18 protein-coding genes and 1 pseudogene are annotated in these 17,652 nt (G+C 67.5%); 11 read left to right on the top strand and 8 right to left on the bottom strand.

Translation table 11 applies throughout. The features are described from left to right. Nucleotides 1-260, bottom strand: a pseudogene (locus VF794_RS02740) (hypothetical protein); the annotation flags it as partial. A gap of 559 nt (nucleotides 261-819) precedes the next feature. After that, nucleotides 820-1,449: a histidine phosphatase family protein gene (locus tag VF794_RS02745; protein ID WP_331107415.1), complete on the bottom strand. Its 630-nt coding sequence runs from the start codon at nucleotides 1,447-1,449 to the stop codon at nucleotides 820-822. 164 nt (nucleotides 1,450-1,613) lie between these two features. Here VF794_RS02745 and VF794_RS02750 point away from each other — a divergent pair, with 164 nt between their 5' ends. From VF794_RS02750 to VF794_RS02780, 7 genes are all read left to right on the top strand, one after another. Next, complete coding sequence (locus VF794_RS02750) at nucleotides 1,614-2,069, top strand: SRPBCC family protein (protein WP_331107417.1); 456 nt, start codon at nucleotides 1,614-1,616, stop codon at nucleotides 2,067-2,069. 37 nt (nucleotides 2,070-2,106) lie between these two features. Then, on the top strand, nucleotides 2,107-2,631 hold the full coding sequence (locus tag VF794_RS02755; protein WP_331107419.1) for a hypothetical protein: 525 nt from the start codon (nucleotides 2,107-2,109) through the stop codon (nucleotides 2,629-2,631). An 11-nt stretch (nucleotides 2,632-2,642) separates the two neighbouring features. After that, nucleotides 2,643-3,098, top strand: a complete 456-nt coding sequence (locus VF794_RS02760; protein ID WP_331107421.1) for a DUF421 domain-containing protein — start codon at nucleotides 2,643-2,645, stop codon at nucleotides 3,096-3,098. A 12-nt stretch (nucleotides 3,099-3,110) separates the two neighbouring features. Continuing rightward, nucleotides 3,111-3,632, top strand: a complete 522-nt coding sequence (locus tag VF794_RS02765; protein WP_331107423.1) for a DUF421 domain-containing protein — start codon at nucleotides 3,111-3,113, stop codon at nucleotides 3,630-3,632. A 329-nt stretch (nucleotides 3,633-3,961) separates the two neighbouring features. Next, nucleotides 3,962-4,735 carry a hypothetical protein gene (locus tag VF794_RS02770; RefSeq protein WP_331107425.1) on the top strand — a complete coding sequence of 258 codons (774 nt, stop codon included), beginning with the start codon at nucleotides 3,962-3,964 and terminating at the stop codon, nucleotides 4,733-4,735. A 269-nt stretch (nucleotides 4,736-5,004) separates the two neighbouring features. Then, nucleotides 5,005-5,850, top strand: a complete 846-nt coding sequence (locus VF794_RS02775; RefSeq protein WP_331107427.1) for a DUF1801 domain-containing protein — start codon at nucleotides 5,005-5,007, stop codon at nucleotides 5,848-5,850. A gap of 186 nt (nucleotides 5,851-6,036) precedes the next feature. Beyond that, a complete protein-coding gene (locus VF794_RS02780) occupies nucleotides 6,037-7,320 on the top strand; it encodes a porin (protein WP_331107429.1) in 1,284 nt (427 codons plus the stop codon). 81 nt (nucleotides 7,321-7,401) lie between these two features. On the opposite strand, the gene VF794_RS02785 is transcribed toward VF794_RS02780, so the two are convergent. Then, nucleotides 7,402-8,628, bottom strand: a complete 1,227-nt coding sequence (locus VF794_RS02785) for an MFS transporter (protein ID WP_331107431.1) — start codon at nucleotides 8,626-8,628, stop codon at nucleotides 7,402-7,404. A gap of 532 nt (nucleotides 8,629-9,160) precedes the next feature. Between VF794_RS02785 and VF794_RS02790 the strand changes: the two genes are divergently transcribed. Beyond that, nucleotides 9,161-9,316, top strand: coding sequence for a hypothetical protein (locus tag VF794_RS02790; RefSeq protein WP_331107433.1), 156 nt, complete (start codon nucleotides 9,161-9,163; stop codon nucleotides 9,314-9,316). Between the two features lie 175 nt (nucleotides 9,317-9,491). Here VF794_RS02790 and ligD read toward each other — a convergent pair whose 3' ends face one another. From ligD to VF794_RS02810, 4 genes are all read right to left on the bottom strand, one after another. Further along, the gene (ligD, locus tag VF794_RS02795; protein ID WP_331107435.1) at nucleotides 9,492-11,999 is read right to left on the bottom strand and encodes a DNA ligase D; all 2,508 of its coding nucleotides are present in this window, start codon (nucleotides 11,997-11,999) and stop codon (nucleotides 9,492-9,494) included. A 104-nt stretch (nucleotides 12,000-12,103) separates the two neighbouring features. After that, on the bottom strand, nucleotides 12,104-12,625 hold the full coding sequence (locus tag VF794_RS02800) for a hypothetical protein (RefSeq protein WP_331107437.1): 522 nt from the start codon (nucleotides 12,623-12,625) through the stop codon (nucleotides 12,104-12,106). A 32-nt stretch (nucleotides 12,626-12,657) separates the two neighbouring features. Then, on the bottom strand, nucleotides 12,658-13,656 hold the full coding sequence (locus tag VF794_RS02805; RefSeq protein ID WP_331107440.1) for a stage II sporulation protein M: 999 nt from the start codon (nucleotides 13,654-13,656) through the stop codon (nucleotides 12,658-12,660). Nucleotide 13,657: 1 nt separating this feature from the next. After that, nucleotides 13,658-14,419, bottom strand: a complete 762-nt coding sequence (locus VF794_RS02810) for an RDD family protein (protein ID WP_331107442.1) — start codon at nucleotides 14,417-14,419, stop codon at nucleotides 13,658-13,660. Between the two features lie 128 nt (nucleotides 14,420-14,547). Here VF794_RS02810 and VF794_RS02815 point away from each other — a divergent pair, with 128 nt between their 5' ends. Next, entirely contained in the window at nucleotides 14,548-15,003 is a 456-nt protein-coding gene (locus VF794_RS02815; RefSeq protein WP_331107444.1) for a DUF2267 domain-containing protein, read from the top strand. Between the two features lie 48 nt (nucleotides 15,004-15,051). Here VF794_RS02815 and VF794_RS02820 read toward each other — a convergent pair whose 3' ends face one another. After that, a complete protein-coding gene (locus tag VF794_RS02820) occupies nucleotides 15,052-15,561 on the bottom strand; it encodes an Hsp20/alpha crystallin family protein (RefSeq protein WP_331107446.1) in 510 nt (169 codons plus the stop codon). A 498-nt stretch (nucleotides 15,562-16,059) separates the two neighbouring features. Here VF794_RS02820 and VF794_RS02825 point away from each other — a divergent pair, with 498 nt between their 5' ends. Next, nucleotides 16,060-16,749, top strand: coding sequence for a response regulator transcription factor (locus tag VF794_RS02825; RefSeq protein ID WP_331107448.1), 690 nt, complete (start codon nucleotides 16,060-16,062; stop codon nucleotides 16,747-16,749). 90 nt (nucleotides 16,750-16,839) lie between these two features. Next, on the top strand, nucleotides 16,840-17,652 hold the full coding sequence (locus tag VF794_RS02830) for a WecB/TagA/CpsF family glycosyltransferase (RefSeq protein ID WP_331107450.1): 813 nt from the start codon (nucleotides 16,840-16,842) through the stop codon (nucleotides 17,650-17,652).

Raw genomic sequence — 17,652 nt, forward strand, 5'->3', positions numbered from 1 at the left:
CGAGGCTTGCACTCCGGGCGGCGCTCTCGCTCCGTGACCTCGGTTGGCCCCACGGGAGGGAAGTCCGGCCCTTTTGGCTCCGGCTTGGGCCTTTTTTTCGGCGAGGGTTCCTGCGGAGCGGGCTTCATTTCAGGCACGGGGCGCGTTTCAGGTGCGGGCTTTACGTCTTCTTGCTCGGTCCATTTCAGCTCATATGCATCCAGGGCCTCTTTGATGGCGAATCCCACCACCACCACGCTCGCGACGATCACCGCTCCCACGACGATCTCCGGTGCCGCCAGGACGCAGAGCCCGACCCCTACGACAGCAGCGCCCGCTGAGGCCACCGCACAGCGCCCCGTCGTGTCCCTGAACCGCACCCGGTCATGGTCGAGTGCATAAAAGCACCGCTCTGCCAGCACGGGCCAGGGCTCGGAAGCCTCCTGGACGGCGCACTGCCCCCTGTCCGTCCAGGGCAGCGTCGCCGCTCGCTGGAGATTGGCGAGCCTTGGGTCGCGGGCCGCTGGCTCTCTTGGGCTGGGCGGTGTCATCGTACAAGCCGAGACATAGAGCAGAAGTGCGATGCACGCGCGGAGAGGCATGGCCGGGCCCTCCAATCAAGTCAGGACCTGGCGGGTCCTGTTCTGGAGTATGCCAGCACGCTCCGACGGCGACTAACGAGCACGCAGGAGGGATATCGACTCCCAATCATTCTGGCGGCTGCAAGGCAAGGACGCAATTCTACTGGGGGTTTCGCACCGCCCGTAGCGGCTTCGATTCCCGCCCCTCTGAGCCGAGCCCACGTCCAACGCCGCGGGCTGGCTCTCGCCGAGCCGCCGCTCACGTGTCGTCGCGGCTGGCGTCCCTCAGGTGGTTCACGTCCCCCCAGGTCACCAGCCGGAAGGCCCTCGCGTGATAGTCGAACTGGCTCCAACTCGCGTTGAGCACGGAGAAGGCGCGCGGCGTGCCGGACGGAATCCCCAGGCAGTGCCGGAACAGGCTGCTGAGGACGCCGCCATGCGTGACGACCACGATGCGCGCTCCCGCATGGCGGGCTCCGAGTTCCTCCAGGCACTCGACCGCATGGCGCAGCCGCTGCGACGTGCTCTCCCCACCGGGGACGACGAAGTCCGGCCCGCCCGCCGAGTACTCCGCGAATACCTCGGGGTGGCGTTGACTCGCCTCCTCCCGCGTGAGCCCTTCCAGGAGGCCCAGGCCGCGCTCGCGCAGGCGCGGGTCCTGGCGGACGGGGTGGCCCGTGCGCGCGGCGATGCGGCGCGCCGTCTCCAGGGCCCGCCCCAGGTCACTACAGTAGAGCGCATGGAAGGAGACGGACGCGAGGCGCGCGCCGAGCGCGTCGGCCTGGCGCAGGCCCTTGGCGCTCAGTGGACTGTCCAGGTGCCCCTGCAGGCGCCCCAGGGAGTTCCACTCCGTCTCACCGTGGCGGATCAGAATGAATTCGGTCTTCATGGGAGAAGCTCCGCGACGATTCTACCCTGTCGACGTGCGCCTGGCTGCACTCCAGGCGAGCCGGCCACCCTCGCTCGCTCGCCGGACAGAACCCAGCGGACAACCCATCTTTCGGGAGACGAGGTGCCCGGCTCGGGTCCCCGGAGGAGAGGCAGGCAGGCGCGATGGTCGAACTGGAGCAGAGCGTGCTCATCCGACGTCCTCTGGACGAGGTCTTCGCGCTGGCGAGTGACCCGAAGAAGGACCCGGACTGGAGCGCGGTGGTCGAGCAGGTGGAGGCGACAGGGCCCCTGGGCGTCGGGGTCCAGCTCATCCAGCGGGTGCACCTGCTCGGACGGCGCGCGCACGTGCCCGTCGAGGTGCTCGAGTACGTGCCTCCCGAGCGCGTGGTGCTCCGGGCGAGCCTCCCGCACATCCAGGTGTTGGGCTGGCGCCTGTTCGAGCGGACCCGGGACGGTACGCGCGTGACCTTCCGCACGCAGGCCCGGCTCAGTGGCTTGTTCTCCCTCACCACGCCGATCTTCGTCCGCACAGCCAGGAAGCATTTGGAGGAGGACCTCGCTCAGTTGCGGCGTCTCCTGGAGTCCGCTGCATTCGCGCAGCCGCTCCAGGCGACGTGAGGTGTCAAGGTGGTGCGTCCAAAGGTGGAGCCGTTGGATGAGCGATCAAGAACGAGATGAAATCGTCACACGACACGGTGATCTCGAGATCGAAGAGAACATGGGGGCGCAGCGGCGCCTCTGGAAGATCCAGCGGGCCGGTCGCGCGGTCGCGGTCCTGATCCTCGCACTCGGCCTGGCCGGTGCGTTCGGAGGAGGCCCCTTGAGCCATCAGACGGCCTCGAGCGGCGGATGCTCGATCGAGTACGAGCGGATCGGCTATCGCGACACGTCTCAGGCGTATCGCCTCAAGCTCTCGTCCGAAGTGGCACGGTCTGGGAAGGTTCGTGTCTCACTCGACAACGAGGCGCTCTCCCGCATGCAATTGGATCAGATCGTTCCGGAGCCGGCCATGACGCGACTCACGGCCGACGGGACCCTGTTCGAGTTCGAGGTCGAAGCGGGCGAAGGCCAGAGGGAGATCCGGTTCGTCTTCCAGTCCGAGGCAGCGGGGTTGCAGACGACACGCATCGACATCGAGAGCTGTCCGACGATTCGCCTCGAGCAGCTGTTCTTGCCATAGGGAGGGACACCATGGACGCCGTCATTCGCCCTCTTTTTCTGTACTTCTTCCTTCTCGTCGTCTTCTCGATCGCCGGCAAGCGCTCCATGGCCGAGATGGACACGTTCGACATGGTGACGCTCCTGATCATCAGCGAAGCCTCCCAGAACGCGCTCGTCGGCCAGAACCTCTCCGTCACGTACGCGCTCCTGGTGATCATCACGCTCGTGGCCTGCACCGTCTTCATGGCCTGGTGGAAGGCGAGAAGCCCCCGGATCGAGCATCTTCTGCAAGGAGGCCCGATCATCATCGTCGAGAACGGTCGCTTGTTACGGGACCGGATGAAGCGTGCCTACGTCGACGAGCAGGACATTCTCTCCAGCGCGCGAAAGGATCAGATCGAGCGCTTGGATCAGATCAAGTTCGCGATCCTGGAGACGAGCGGCCAGATTTCCATCATCCCGAAAGCCGGACCGGTGGAAAAGTGACGGCGAACGTTCATGAGCGCTGAGCCAGCATTCCTCTTCTCCGGATGGGTACCGATTCTCCGGATCCTCTTCGTGGGGACGTTCGCCTACGTCTTCCTGCTCGTCACCCTGCGCGTCTCGGGGCCCCGGACACTCAGTCGGACGAATCTCTTCGACTTCATCATCTCGGTCGGTGTCGGCTCGGCCTTCGGGCGCATCTTGACCGCGAAGGAAGTCGCCTTGGCGGAGGCCTGCACCGCCTTCGCGCTGCTGGCCTTCCTGCAGTACGGCGTCTCGTACCTCCGTGTCCGCTCCAAACGCTTCGCGGACCTCGTGAACGCAAGCCCGTCATTGCTCTACTTCGACGGGCGGTACATCTCGAAGGCCATGCGCCTCGCGCGCCTCGCCGAGTCCGACATCCAGGATGCCGTCAGGGCCAGAGGCCTCGGGTCCATGAGCGAAGTCGAGGCGGTCGTGCTCGAGGCGAGCGGCGAGCTCTCCATCATCCAGAAGGCGCAAAACTCCCAGGAGCTGATCCGGTCACTTCCGAAGTGACTCTCGAAGAGCGCGAGTCCGAGGCTTCGATGCCAGCGCGTCTGGACTTCATGACCACGCCGCAAGTAGCCGGCAAGGGTCTCGGAGATGGTGACGAGGTTCCGCGGCCGAAGCACATCGTGCTCACGCAAGTACTCGTACTCCCTGGCGCCGAACTTCCGTACGTGTGACAACTGACACCCTCGGGGAGGGATTCCACTCCGGACACCCTCTCCGCGGTGAGTAGGCCTCCACCTGACGAACCGAGTACCTCCTGGAAGTCGGGCTCGGTCCATGCGAACAAGAGCACCTGGCCTCCAGCAGGTGGGGATGCCAGCGAGGAGGCGCGCGTGGACGAGGAGAAGAAGTCCGAAGCGAGTGGGGAGCAACCGGAGCGGTTGGGGCCGTACCTGATTCAGGAGCAGGTGCAGCAGTCCGATGACGGCCAGGAGGGGCTGTATCTGGCCACGCACGAGACGACCGGGGCCACGGCCCTGGTGCGCAAGCACGCCCCCGAGGAGAGGGCGGCACCGCGCAGGCACTGGCGGGTGTTCCTCGGCTCCTGGGCTTCACGGGGCTACTCCGCCCTGGAAGTGGAGCACACCGACTGGGCCAGGGCCCAGGACAGGCAGTCGGCGGAGTCGCTGCTGCCCACGTTGGAAGGTGTGCTCGAGGAAGTGCGGCTCATGGCCCACGCCGTGTCCGGCCCCCCCGAGCCCCGCCTCCGGTGGCGTCTGGGATTGGGCGGGGTGAGCGCCGCCACGGTGTGCGCCCTGCTCCTCGTGCTGGTGCGTCTGGCCCCCCTGTCCCAACCCCCGAGCGCCCCACCTGCACCCTTGAGCCACGAGGTGCCCACGGCAGCCGGGACGTCGGACTTCCGTGCGGCGCTGGCGGACACCACTCCCCAGGGGCAACCCGTGCTCACCCGACCTCTCCCGAAAGAGCCCTTCAAGGGACAGAAACGTCCCCCCTGCACGCGCTACACCGAGGTCGAGCTTGTCGGCGCCTGCTGGATGCCTCACAAGCTGAAGGCCCCGTGCCCGGAGGACCTCTTCGAGTACCAGGGGGAGTGCTATGTGCCCTCCTTCAGTGCGAAGCCGCCGCCCTCGTCGCTCGGGCAGTGAGGGGCTTGGGGCCGCTCGCGCCCGGCCCCCGGGTTCGTTCGTCCTCCCCCCTACGAGCCTCGGGATCGTATAATGAGTTCATGTCAAAGCCAAAAGACGTTGGTTCTTACATTGCCAATTCAGACAAACCGAAAGCAGAAGAGAGAATAGGGCACGGCGTGCCAGGAAAGGCGAAGCCCAAGGCCAAGGGCACGTCGCGCGCAAGCAAGCCACGCAAGTCGGCCACCAGGTCCAAGTCCCCGCCCATCGAAGGAGCGGTCCTGGCGGGTATGAGCAGCCGTGAGCAAGCGACCGGGAAATCCGCTTCCCGGCTCATCGACCAGCGGATCCGCGACCTGGGGGGATGGCGCGGGGAGGCCCTGGCCCGCATGCGGGCGCTGATCCTTGAAGCCGACCCCGAGATGACCGAGGAGTGGAAGTGGATGGGCACTCCGGTCTGGTCGCACCACGGGATTGTCTGCACCGGGGAGGCGTACACGAAGGTCGTGAAGCTCACGTTCGCCCGGGGGGCCAGGATCCCAGACCCATCGCGCCTCTTCAATTCCAGCTTGGAAGGCAACACGCGAAGGGCGATCGACATCCACGAAGGGGAGAAGGTCGACGCGGGCGCGTTCAAGGCGCTCGTGAAGGCCGCGGTGGCCCAGAATGGCCCGTCGGCGAAGGCAGGCGCGAAGGCCAAGCCGATCAAGGTGCGAGAAGGCGAGAAGGTCCCCGTCCTCCTCTCGGGCGGCAATCCGCGCATCGCGAAGGCGGACGGCGACGCCCCGGTGCAGGCCTACATCGCCGCGATGCCGGGCTGGAAGCGCGCCATTGGGAAGCGCCTCGACGCCCTCATCGTGCGCAACGTGCCCAACGTGCGCAAGGCCGTGAAGTGGAACTCGCCCATGTACGGCATCGAAGGCCAGGGCTTGTTCCTGGGGTTCCACACCTTCACGCATTACGTGAAGGTGACCTTCTTCCGCGGCACGTCGCTGCGACCCGTTCCACCCGGAGGCACGGGCAAGGACGCGCGCTGGATCGACATCCACGAGGACGATCTCGACGAGGCGCAGATGGCGACCTGGGTGAAGCAGGCGGCCGCGTTGCCCGGCTGGGTTGTTGGCCGACCGTCCTGAGGAACTGTCCACGGCGCTCGCGCGCGAAAGTCCTTGTGAGCGGATGTTTGTCCGCTATATTGGACGCCTCATGAACGTCCTTCGCTGTTGTTGCCCTCGCGTGTGACCCGGTTCCCGAGGTGGCGCGTCGACCACGCCGCATCGAATTGTCCCTTCACGCAGCTCGCAACTTCCCAAGGCGCCTCCGTGCCAGCTCTCTCCGTGCTCTCCTCCCAGCCATCGCTCCGTCCGCTCGTCGTCGCTGTTCTCCTCGCCGCCGCGTCCGCCCAGGCCCAGGGCACTCCGGAGGCGGCCGCCCCCACGCAGCCTCCGCGGCCCGAGACGAGCGCCGTGGCCACTCCGTCCAAGCCCAAGGAATCACCCGCGACGGTCACCGCTGCTCCAGGCCGCGGCATCGTGGTGAAGACCGCGGATGAACGCTTCTCGTTTGGTCTCCGCGCCCGCGCCCAGTTCCGCGATACCTTCATCCACTCGGGGGACACGGAGACGAACGAGCTGCAGGTCCGGACGCTGCGCCTCACCTTGCACGGCAACGTCCTCGCGCCGGAGCTTCGCTACAACGTCCAGCTGGCGTTCGGTGGTGGTGACTTCGAGCGCGACAGCTCCTCGCCCGTCTTCGATGCCTTCGTCGAGTACACCCGGTTGAGGGACCTCAACATCCGTGCCGGTCAGTTCTTCGTTCCCTTCGACCGCGCGCGCACGATTCGTGAGTTCGCGCTCCAGTTCGTCGACCGACAGCAGGTCGTCCGAGAGCTGTCGTTGGATCGCGACGTGGGGCTCATGCTCTCGTCCTCGAACCTGTTCGGCCTTGGGGATCGGCTCGCCTATAACCTGTTCATCGGCGGAGGCGAGGGGCGCAATCGCTTCGGTCCCCAGAAGCTCGGACCGCTCGCGGTGGCGCGCTTCACGGTGCGCCCGTTCGGCGCGTTCGACGACGACCAGGAGTCCGACCTCACACGCGAGAAGCGACCGCGCCTCGCGCTTGGAATCGCCGGTGCCCGCAACCTCGCGACGAACCGCCAGAACAGCACCTACGGCACCACCTTCGTGGTTGGCACGACGGACTACACGAATGCGGCGGTGGATGTCGTCTTCAAGTACGCCGGTTTCTCGCTGCTGGCCGAGGGGCTGTGGCGTCGTGCCAACGTGAACTCGCTCCAGGGGATGACTGCCGCTGGTGCTCCCGTGCAGGAGTGGACGCGGTCCGGCTACGGGTACTTCGTGCAGGCGGGCATGCTCGTCCAACCCACCGTCGAGGTCGTCGGACGCTGGGAGCAGCTCTTCGCGCGCGGCGGGACGGATCCCCAGTTCATCCAGCTCGCGGAGACGCAGGGGCGGCAGGTGGCCGGAGGCGTGAACTTCTACGCCAACGGCCACGCCCTCAAGCTGCAGTCCGACTACGTCTACGTGTTCGGGCACTCCGGCACGCCCCGCCACTTCGTCCGGCTGCAACTCGATGCCAGCTTCTGAGCCTGGAGCTTCGCCCAATTCCTATCGTGCATCCACGGGGGCCTCGAGCACCGCCGACTGCTCGGACTGAAGGCGCCCCTGTCAACGTGAGAAGTCCTGCGTGGTAGGCGCGCGGAGCGCAGCATCGGCCCGGGCTTCACGCTCGTTCCCTTTGGCCGTCTCGGGCATTCCCTTCCACAGGAGCAACAGCGCAGCCAGGGCCAGCGCGGACAGGAACACGAAGCCGGCCGGGAAGCCTGCGGCATCCACGATGAACCCGGCAGCCAAGTTGCTCAACATGGACCCGAGGCTCAGTGCGGAAGCCAAGAGCCCTTGGGCGAAGCTCGCCCGGTCGGAGGAGCCCATCAGATCGTGGACGACCATGATCGCCACGACGCTGAATGTGCCCGCCGCCATTCCGTCCAGCACCTGAAGGCCGAGCAGCACATTGACGTCTTTGGTCAGGAAGTACAGCACGCCCCTCATCGCGAGCAGCAGAAAAGCGATTGTGAGCAGCTTCTTGCGTCCCCGTCCAGCCAGCTTGCCGCACACGAACACGGTGGGCACCATCACCAGCTGGGCGATGATGATGCAAGCTGCCAAGTACAAGGTTGAGTTCTCCGGCTTGGCCTGGGCGATCTCCTGTGCGACCAACGGCAGCATCGCCCCGTTGGAAAAGTAGAAGGCCAATGTCAGCAGCAGAAACATCAGGAAGGGCTTGTTACACAGCACCTCGCGGAAAAGGCTCTTCTTTTTCTCGGTCTGCGCCTGCGGCGAGGGCGCGGGGACTGTTACGTCTTTGGGCGCGATGCACAGGGCACTGAGGGTGCAGAGGACCGCAAAGCTCGTCATGCAATAGAAGATGCCGGCGTTGTTGGTAAAGCGCGCCACCACGCCGGTCATCACCGCCGAGACCACGTTGCCCGAGTGGTTGTAGCTCTGGTTTTTGCTGATGGTGCGGTCGAAGTGCTCGCGCCCGCGCATCGTGGCCGCCAGCGCCACCAGGCTGGGCACATAAAACGAGGCGGCCAGCCCGAGCACCACCTGGCAGACCAAGACCGTTGGCAGGGTGCGAAGAGCCGGCCAGAGCAGAGCAACCGAGCCGACTACGATGGAGGCGACGATGATGGGCAGGCGCTTTCGGCGCGCTCGGTCGACCACGAGCCCGGCCGGCGCTTGCCCAATGACCATCGACAACTGCGTGGCCGCGATGGCCATGCCGATGGCCCCCGCCTGCCAGTTCAGGTTGGAGGCAAGGTACACGGCGAGGAAGGGTCCCACGCCGTCGCTGATGTCGGCCGCGAAAAAGTTCAGCCAATTCAGCGCCATCCAGCTTCGTTTTGAAGGTCTCTCCGACATGAAAACAATTCTATGGCGAGACCTGGGCTCGGGCATGCACGAATCTTTGGTCCGTCAAGAACCGATTTGGTCCCCCAAGGCGATCCGCGCCTCCTCGTTGGGAGTGGGCTCGGCCCAGAGCGGTGGGAATCGAACCCGCCACTCGGAGCCTCGTCCCGCGTTTCGCACCCTCTCCGTTGTATGGTGGAGGCAGGAGGCGGGTGCTAATACGAGTCGTCTGACACCCTGGCCCGAGCCCCGGCGATGAAACGACTCCTGTTGTGGCCACTCGTGGCCATCCTGGCCTCCGCGTGCCGAGGTCCCCAGTCAAAGCCGCCGGACGGAGCGCCCCCATCGCGGACCGCCCTGTCCCTCCAGTGGCGGCCCGTGGACAACCTCGTGGGACGCGGGAAGTTCTTCCACTCCGCACTGACGCTCGAGAACCAGGGGCCCGGAGTCCTGGGAGCGAGCGGAAGGCATCCGGATCTCGAAAGCGGACCGGGCCGGCAGTGGTGACTACCACGTGCTCGAGCCCCTCGAGGGCTTTCAGCCCCTGCTCCCTGGAGAGCGGCGCACCTTCCACCTGCTGGCCAACTGGCAGGCCATCCTGAAGACGGACGCGCCCTCCGGGTTCCACTTCGTGTTCTCCGGTGCAGCCGGATGGGCTCCCTCTTGGTAGACTTGGAGGAGCCTCGGCTGGGGAATGCGAGGAGGAAGCATGGTGGACTCCCTGTCACACGACACGTCGATGACCGCTCCTACGCGGCCCGGGCTGCCTTGCCACTTCACATGGAATGAGGAGGCTGGCAGCGAATGTGATGTGTCGTGGAATGACTATCAGATGTTCTTGATAGTCACGGGAGCTTCGGCAGCTTCTGTGTCCCCGCCATCGCGGGCGCGAAGAGATCGCCCACCGCGTCGAGCCTGCGCGCGAGCGTGCGCAGGTTGAAGCGCTTGGGGTCGAGCCGGCGGGTCACCTCGCTCCACTTGAGCGGAGCGGAGAAGGGAGCGCCGTCCACCCCGCGCAGACTGTAGGGGGCCACCACCGTCTTGCCGCGCGCGTTCTGGCCCGCGTCGAGGTAGAGCCGGCCGCCGCGCTTGCTGATGGAGCGCTCGGTGGTGGCGATGTCCCCCAGCTCGCGCTCCAGCATCCCCACCACCGCGTTGGCGAAGGCCTGGGTCCGCGCGTAGGTGTGCCCTCGGGCCACGGGCACCAGCACGTGCATCCCGCGCTTGCCGGACGTCTTCGGGAAGCTCTCCAGCTCCAGCTCCTCGAGGTGCTTGCGCAGGGCGAGCGCCACGGTGATGACGCTGTCCCAGCCGCCGTCACCGGGATCCAGATCGAAGACCACCCAGTCGGCCGAGTCCAGGCGCGGCTGGTGGCTGGACCACATGTGCAGCGTGAGGGCCGCGCGGTTGGCGAGCAGGAGCAGCACCTCCTCGCTCACCACATTCACGTGCGGAAGCACCTTGCCCTCGTGTTGGATCCGCATCGTGGGGACCCAGTCGGGGACGTCGGGGCTCCCCTGACGGAAGAAGCCGGGGGCCTGGATGCCCGCGGGCCATCGCTGGAGGGCGAGGGGACGATCGCGCAGCACCGGCAGGAGCACGGGCGCCACCGAGCGGTAGTAGGCGAACACGTCCGCCTTGGTCAGCCCGTCGGCCGGGTAGAGGACGCGGTCGCCGTGGGTGAGCAACTCCTCGTCGGAGGTGACGGGAGCGGCGGTGCGGGCGGCGAGCGGTCGGCTCACGCGGCGGGTGCCACGGGCCTCGCTGGCCGTCGGTCTCACCTTCCTCATCCGAGACGAGGGCTGCTCGCGCACCACCTCTTCGGGGCTCTTGTCGTCGCGCAGGCCCTGGAAGACGGGGTGACGCAGGCGACCGTCGGTCGTCCACTCGGTGAAGCTCACGTTGGCCACCAGTCGCGGCTTCACCCAGACGGCACCCTTCCTGTCGCGCGCATCCTCCGCCACGGGGGCTCGCACCTTGTCCTTGTCCAACAGCCGCTTGAGCTCGGTGCGCGTCTTCGTACTGAAGCCGGTGCCGACCTTGCCCACCTCGTGGAAGCCGTCCGGGCCGTGGACGCCGATGATGAGCGAGCCGATCTGCGGCTTGCCATTGGTGATGGGGAGGTAGCCGAGCAGCGCCACCTCCTGGCCCGCCAGCACCTTGAGCTTGAGCCAGTCGCTCGAGCGCGCCCCGGTATAGGGCGAGCCCACGCGCTTGGCGATGAGCCCCTCCCAGCCGCGGCGGCGCGCCTCGGCGATCCCCTTCTCCATGGGCAGTTCGATCCGCTCGGAGATCTGGAGCGGCAGTTGGGCGTCCGCCATGACGCGCTCGAGCAACTCGCGCCGCTCCTCCAGGGGCCGCTCGCGCAGATCCTCGCCATCGAGCCAGAGCAGATCGAACGCCACGAAGCGCTGCTCCACGTCCGCGTTGTCCCGGGCGTTCTGGAGGAGTTGGAAGCGGCTGCGTCCCTGCTCGTCGAGCGCCACCACCTCGGCGTCGAGCACCGCCTCGCGCACCTTCAGGCGGGAGAGGGCCTGGGCGAGCGCGGGGAAGCGGGGCGCCAGGTCCACCGCGTTGCGGCTCTGCATGCGGACCTTGCCCCCGCTGATCGCGGCGAGCGCGCGGAAGCCGTCGTACTTCACCTCGAAGACATGGGGCGCCTCGGCGACCTCCTCGGGCGTGGAGAGCCGCGCGAGCATCGGAGGCCACACCTTCTCCAGCAGCGCTTCGGGGGAGGTGGACCGGCTCGTGCCCGTGCGGGCGCGCCGACGCTCGGGTCCCCGCGTCGCCGCTCGGCCACTCTTCACCGACTCGGGCCGCTCGGCGGTGATGTCGTAGGTGGTGCTCGCGTGCTCATCCCGGGACTTGAAGAACAGCCACTGGGACTTCCCCCCCTTCGCGCGCGTGCGGAGCAGGTGCCAGCGCCCCTGGAGCTTCTGGCCGTGGAACTGGAGGGTGAGGTGGCCCTTCTTTCGCTGGGCGCTCTCCTGGCCCGGCGGCACCGTGTCGTAGGTGCCGGTGTCCCAGATGAGCGAGTCGCCGGCCCCATAGGCTCCCTCCGGGATGCGACCCTCGAAGGTGGCGTAGGCCAGCGGGTGGTCCTCGGTCTCCACCGCGAGGCGCTTCTCGCTGGGGTCGTAGCTCGGCCCCTTGGGCACGGCCCAGCTCGCGAGCACGCCGTCGATCTCCAGCCGCACGTCGTAGTGCAGCCGGGTGGCGTCGTGCTTGTGGATCATGAAGCGCGGCGATCCCGTGGAGGGCGGTGCCTCGACATCGGGCGACGGCTCGGAGGTGAGAGAGAAGTCGCGCTTGGCGCGATAGGTCTGGAGCTTGGAGGCAGGCGTCTTCTTCACGAATCAAACGTCTGCATGGCCGTCCGTGCTGGCAAACCCACGGTCACCAGCCGAGCGGGCATGCCCCCGTCCGAGCGGCCGTCCCACGAGAAGGCCTTTCGTCCTCAGCCCGCGCGCCTCTGTCCCTCGTGGAGCTCGATGACCTCGGCCGAGCCGGTGCTCACGGAGGGGGGGCTGCCCACGCGCAGTCGGAGCAGGAGCCTGGCGCTCGGCAGGAGGAACAGCACGGCGCCCACACCCGCGAAGCCGAGCGGAGCGAGCAGGGGCGGTGCCACGGACAAGGCCCCCTCGAGGCTCGCGGCTGTGTACTGTCCCTGGAGTTCCTCGAACAGCTCACGGCAGTGGAGGACCGTCCCCACGAGGCCGATGACGACGCCCGACCCGCCGACGAGGCGCGCCGTCCACGCGAACACCGCGCGGGACTTCGGCAAGCAGACGAGCGTCATCAGGACGAAGCCGACGACTCCATGGACCACCGGGACCGCTTGCATCCGGTTGTCGAAGTCCTTGCCGGCCCAGTGCGCGACGGCGGCATCGAAGGCGAGCGCGAGAAGGCCTGGGGCGAGGGCGAGCGCGACGGCCTTGCGCGAGTTGCGCCGCGCCCAGAGAAGGAGTCTGCCGAACATGGGTTCTCCGAAGGGGATAGGCGGATTCTGCCCTACCCGGCCTGGATTTCCGAGCCCTGGTCCCGGGCACTCGCCCCCTCGCTCCGGCCGGCGCGGAGCAGGTAGGCCCAGAAGAGGCCCCCCAGCACGAGTCCCAGCACGGCCTTCACCCAGGAGGGGAAGAAGTCGCCGGGAGACACGAAGCCCTCCACCACGGCGATGAGCGCCAGGAAGGGCGCGCAGCCGAGCACCAGCTTCACCGCCTCGCGCCCACGCAGCACCAGGGCCTGACTCCGGGGCAGCTCGCCCGGGTCGATGAGCGCCTGCCCCACCATCAGCCCCGCGCCTCCAGCGATGACGATGATGGACAGCTCCACCGGCCCGTGCGCGGCGATGAAGTCGAAGAGCTTGGGGCCCATGCCCTCGTGCACGCACAGCGCCGCCACCGAGCCCAGGTGCACGCCGTTGTTGAGCAGCGAGAACACCGTCCCCAGCCCCAGCAGGATGCCCGAGGCGAAGGTGACGATGATGACGGTGAGGTTGTTGGTGGCGATCCCCGAGGCCACCGCATTGGGCGGTGCCACCGAGAGGATGCTGTCCGTCCACATCTCCTTGCGGGCGATGTAGTCGCGCAGGTTCTGGGGCACGAGCAGCTCCGCGCCCCGCGGCTCCATCAGCACCACCACCGCCCCCAGGAGTATTCCCAGCACGAAGAGGCCCGCGCTGGTGGCCACGAAGGCGCCGTTGGCGCGCAGGGTGCGGGGGAAGTCCTGGCGGAAGAAGGCCAGGATGGACGCCCACCGCTCGCGCGGGGGCTGATAGATGGCGCCATACGCCTGACCGCACAGCTGGTTGAGGAAGCGGTGGACGTCCGTCCCCGCGTAGAAGGTCTGCGCGTGCGCCAGGTCCGACGCCGCCCGGCGGTACAGGACGTCGAGCGTGCGCAGCTCCTCCAGGCGCAGGGTGCCGGCGCGCTGCCGGGTGAGCAGGTCCTTCAATGCCTCCCAGTCCGGGCGCCGGCGGGAGACGAAGGCGGGCAGGGGCGCGGCCACTTCAGCGCTCCGCCTGGACGCGGGCCCTCAGGAAGGACTCGGTGGCCTGGGGCGAGGTCAGCACGGCGGCGCGCTCGCTCTCCCCGAGGCCTCCATACCGGTCCACCAGCTTCGCCCCCAGGCGGACGCGTGCCGCCAGTTCGAGCTGGGGTGCCCTCGTGAGGAATGCGAGTACGAGCTCCACGTCCTCCGGGGTGAGCCGCACCGGGCCAGAGGTGGCGGACACGGTCGAGGCCCCGGTGGCGGGCGCCGTGTACTTGTCCAGGTCGAAGCGCTCCTCGCGCACCAGCAGGGTGCCCGCCAGGAGGTCTCCGAGCCGCCGGTGCTGGCGCGTCAGCAGCATGCTCAGACAGCCGGTGGCGTACAGGGCGGGCAGGAAGTCCACCACGCGCACCAGGTTGCGCACCGCGCTCTCCAGCAGGCCCACGGGCGAGCCGTCCACCCGTACCACCCGGATGCCAATGAGGCGCTTGCCAGGTGTCTGGCCTCCCATGAATACCTCGGCCAGCGTCCAGTACATCCACTGGGTGGCGAACATCCCCACCACCAGCAGCGTCTGCACGAGGCCGGACAGCCCCTGGAGGAAGCCCAGCACGTCACTCACCAGCAGGGTGAAGGTGAAGTAGGCCACCATCCAGAAGAGGAACAGCAGGGTGACGTCGATCAGATAGGCGAGGCAGCGGTAGCCGATGCCGGCCACGGGCAGCGAGAGGGCTACCCGCTCGGGCGTGGCGACGTCGAGGCTTGGGGCGGCGGAATCCATTTCGTTCGGGAGACTACCCGGATTGTGCCTGGAAGGGAGGGCGAGCCGCCCTTCTGGCAGGGCCGTGCGGGCATGGTCAACGTGAGGGGGACAACGGTGGAGAGACTCAACCTCCACGGGGGGTACTCATGGCGAACAACAATTGGAGCGAGGGACAGGTGCATCGGGAGCAGCGCGGCGAGACGCGGCGCAACCAGACCTTCAAGGCCTTCCTGCACAACCTCCGCGTCATCGGCTCGATGAACGAGGAGGAGGCGGAGAAGGCCGCGGTCTCGGTGCTGTGCGTGCTGGAGCAGCGGCTCTTCGGCGAGGAGGCCGCGCATCTGGAAGCCCAGCTTCCCAGCAAGCTGAGGAATCTGCTCTGGCGGTGCGAGCGGCACATCGGCAATCCGGCCAACAAGTTCGGCCGGTACGACTTCATCCGCATGGTCTCGGAGGACCTGGAGCTGGACATCTTCCAGGCCGAGAAGCGCATCCGCGCCGTCTTCTCCGCCCTGCGAGACCAGGTCTCCGAGGGGGAGATCGAGGACGTCATCGGCCAGCTTCCCACGGACCTGCGCGACCTGTGGCAGCGGGCCAGCTGAGGGCCTCGAGGACAAGGGGAGCTGGAGGGCTCCAGCTCCCACCGTCTCTCAGGCCTTCACCTTGCCCTGCTTGGAGCTGTCGGTGCCGCCCACCTGGATGCGCTTGGGCTGCACCTCGGGCACCTTGGGCAGTCGCAGGTGGAGCACGCCTTCCTTCAGGTCCGCGGAGCAGTGCTCCGCGTCCACGCCCTCGGGGAGCGTGAACGAGCGGGTGAACGAACCGTAGCTCCGCTCGTAGGCGTAGAAGCGGTCCGAGTCCTCCTCCTTCTCCGTCTCCCGCTTGCCGCTGATGGTGAGCCGGTCCCCCGTGAGGGTGATGTCCAGGTCGCTCTCCTTCACGCCCGGCAGGTCCGCCTTGAAGATGTAGGCGTCCTTCACCTCCTTCACCTCGAACGCTGGGATGAAGCCCGAGACCTGCTCCTGGCCGCCCACCATGCGGCCCATCTGCTCGAGGGGATCGAACCCCATCAACTCCCGCATCCGCTCAAAAGGATCGAATCCCCGATTCCACCGGCCCACCGACGAGCCGCTTCCTCGACGTACTGGAAGATCAGCCATGACCCATTCCTCCTTCTGGTGTTCGGGTCACACCCACCCGGAGTGTGGCCCCACCCTCACGGTAGAGCAGGGATGGGCGTGCACAAGGCACCCCTGAACGTCGCAATCTGTCCCGGAGGCCAATGGCCCGCAGGCCATTCAAGCGCCCACCAGCGAACAGATTCTGGGGAATCCAGGTCGAGCCATGCACACTCAACGGCAAATTGGAGCCCCTCAGGACTGGACTTCGAGACGTCCGATGGTCATTCGTGGGCAGCCCCGGTTACACGGTGGGTGACTCGGTGGCGTGGTTGGGTCAACTCTTTCCACTAGCGGTCGGAGGCGCGGTTGTAGGGCAGTAGAAGCGTTGATTGGTAGAGGAAGGGGTTGGTTTTCAGGGCCATCAGACTTGCGGCTATACGCGCCCGACCCACATCTGGTGCCGCAAGGCGTCACTGAGACCAACCCGTATGTCGTACATGAGGCGGAAGTGCGCCATGACGGCTGGGGGGCCCTCGCATGGCAACGAATCAAGCAGATGTCAGAGTGGGATTGTTGGAAGGACCGTGGGCGGCCTGGCAGAGCCTGGCCGATGGGCTACGGGGTGAAGGACTCCAAGTCCTGTGGGTGACCCGCGACGTGCGGACACTCCTCGACGGCATCGGGACGGATCCGCCTCAGGTGGCGATTCTCGACCTGGAACCGGAGGGCGACTCCGACATGGGTTGCTCGGCCTCGGAGGGTCTGAACCTGTTGCGTGAGGCACGCAAGCGCCGCCTGGAGGTGCGGATGCTGGTGTTGTCCTCGGCACACGCGCCAGACTTCATCTCGCACTGCTTCGAGGAGGGGGCCTCGGGCTACCTCTTCCGGCAGAACCTCACGACCAACGCGGTGTGCACGGCGGTCAATGCGCTGGTGCGCGGGGAGAAGCTCTTCCCGGTGCAGCTGTTGCGCAACGACTTCGAGCACCCGCCGGTGCCTTCCGCCACGGCGAGCGTGTTGCTCACGCTCACCCAGCGGGAGCGCGAGGTCCTGGCCTACGTGGCCGGCGGCGCCGACAACCTGAAGATCGCCGCACACCTTCAGATCGCCGAGCGGACGGTGAAGTCGCACGTGACCCAGCTCTACCGGAAGCTGGGGGCCGAGAACCGGACGCAGTTGGCGCTCCGGGCCTGCCACCTGGGTGTCCGGCCACCGCCGGATCTCTAAGCCGACGAGAAAAGCGTCCCTCCTCCCCTGGCGGATCGTGGTGCTCGACACCACCCTCTCTGCCCATCGAGGGAGCCAGGAGGAGGGGAGATGTCGTCGGAGGGGGTCGGGCGGGAGTCGTCACGGGCGGGGCGGGTCTTCCCGTGTGTGCACCTCGGTCACGTGCCGCTGGAACGGGTCCGGTTGCCCGAGGTGTTGGGGTCCATCGAGGCGCTCGTGGTGAGCGGCCTGGGTGGACACGTCCTCGCGCCGGGCGTGGCCCAGGTGGTGCTGGCGGAAGAGGACACGGGCTTGCGAGAGGCCTTCGCCACGGCGGCGCTGTCGCTCGCGGGCGGCCCGGAGCTGGTGCGGGCGGCCCGGTGGATCGGTCAATCCCTGCCAGAGGAACTCGCGGGGGCGGAGTGGGTGCCGCCCCTGGCGAGGCGTGCGCGCGAGCGCTCCTGGCGCATCTTCGTGGTGGCGGAGGAGCCGGGCGTCGCGGAGTGGAGCGCCGGGTTCCTGCGGGACAGGTACGGGGTGCTCGCGGTGGGGGCCACCTCGCCGAAGCTGTCCGTGGACGCGCCGGGCCCGGAGGTGGACAGGCTCCTGGAGCGCATCTCCCTGACCCGGCCGCACCTGGTGCTGGTGTCCATGTCGACGCCGAGGCAGGAGCGCTTCTGCCAGTACGCCGGCACGCGGTTGCAGCCGGCGGTGGTGATCGGCCTGGGGCGGGCAATGGAGTCGCTGGTGGATACGGAGCGTCCGAGGCCGCGCAGGCGAGCGGGGCGCGGGTGGCTCGACGGCTGCCGCCGGCTGCTGACGGAGCCGGTGCGGCGGCTGCACCGGAAGCTGTCATTCCTCCGCATCGTCCTGCGGTCTCGCCGGCCCCAGAGGCTCGCGTTGCCGGTGGGGGCGGGCGCCTGA

This window comes from Archangium sp. (assembly GCF_036389735.1).
GTDB lineage: Bacteria > Myxococcota > Myxococcia > Myxococcales > Myxococcaceae > Archangium.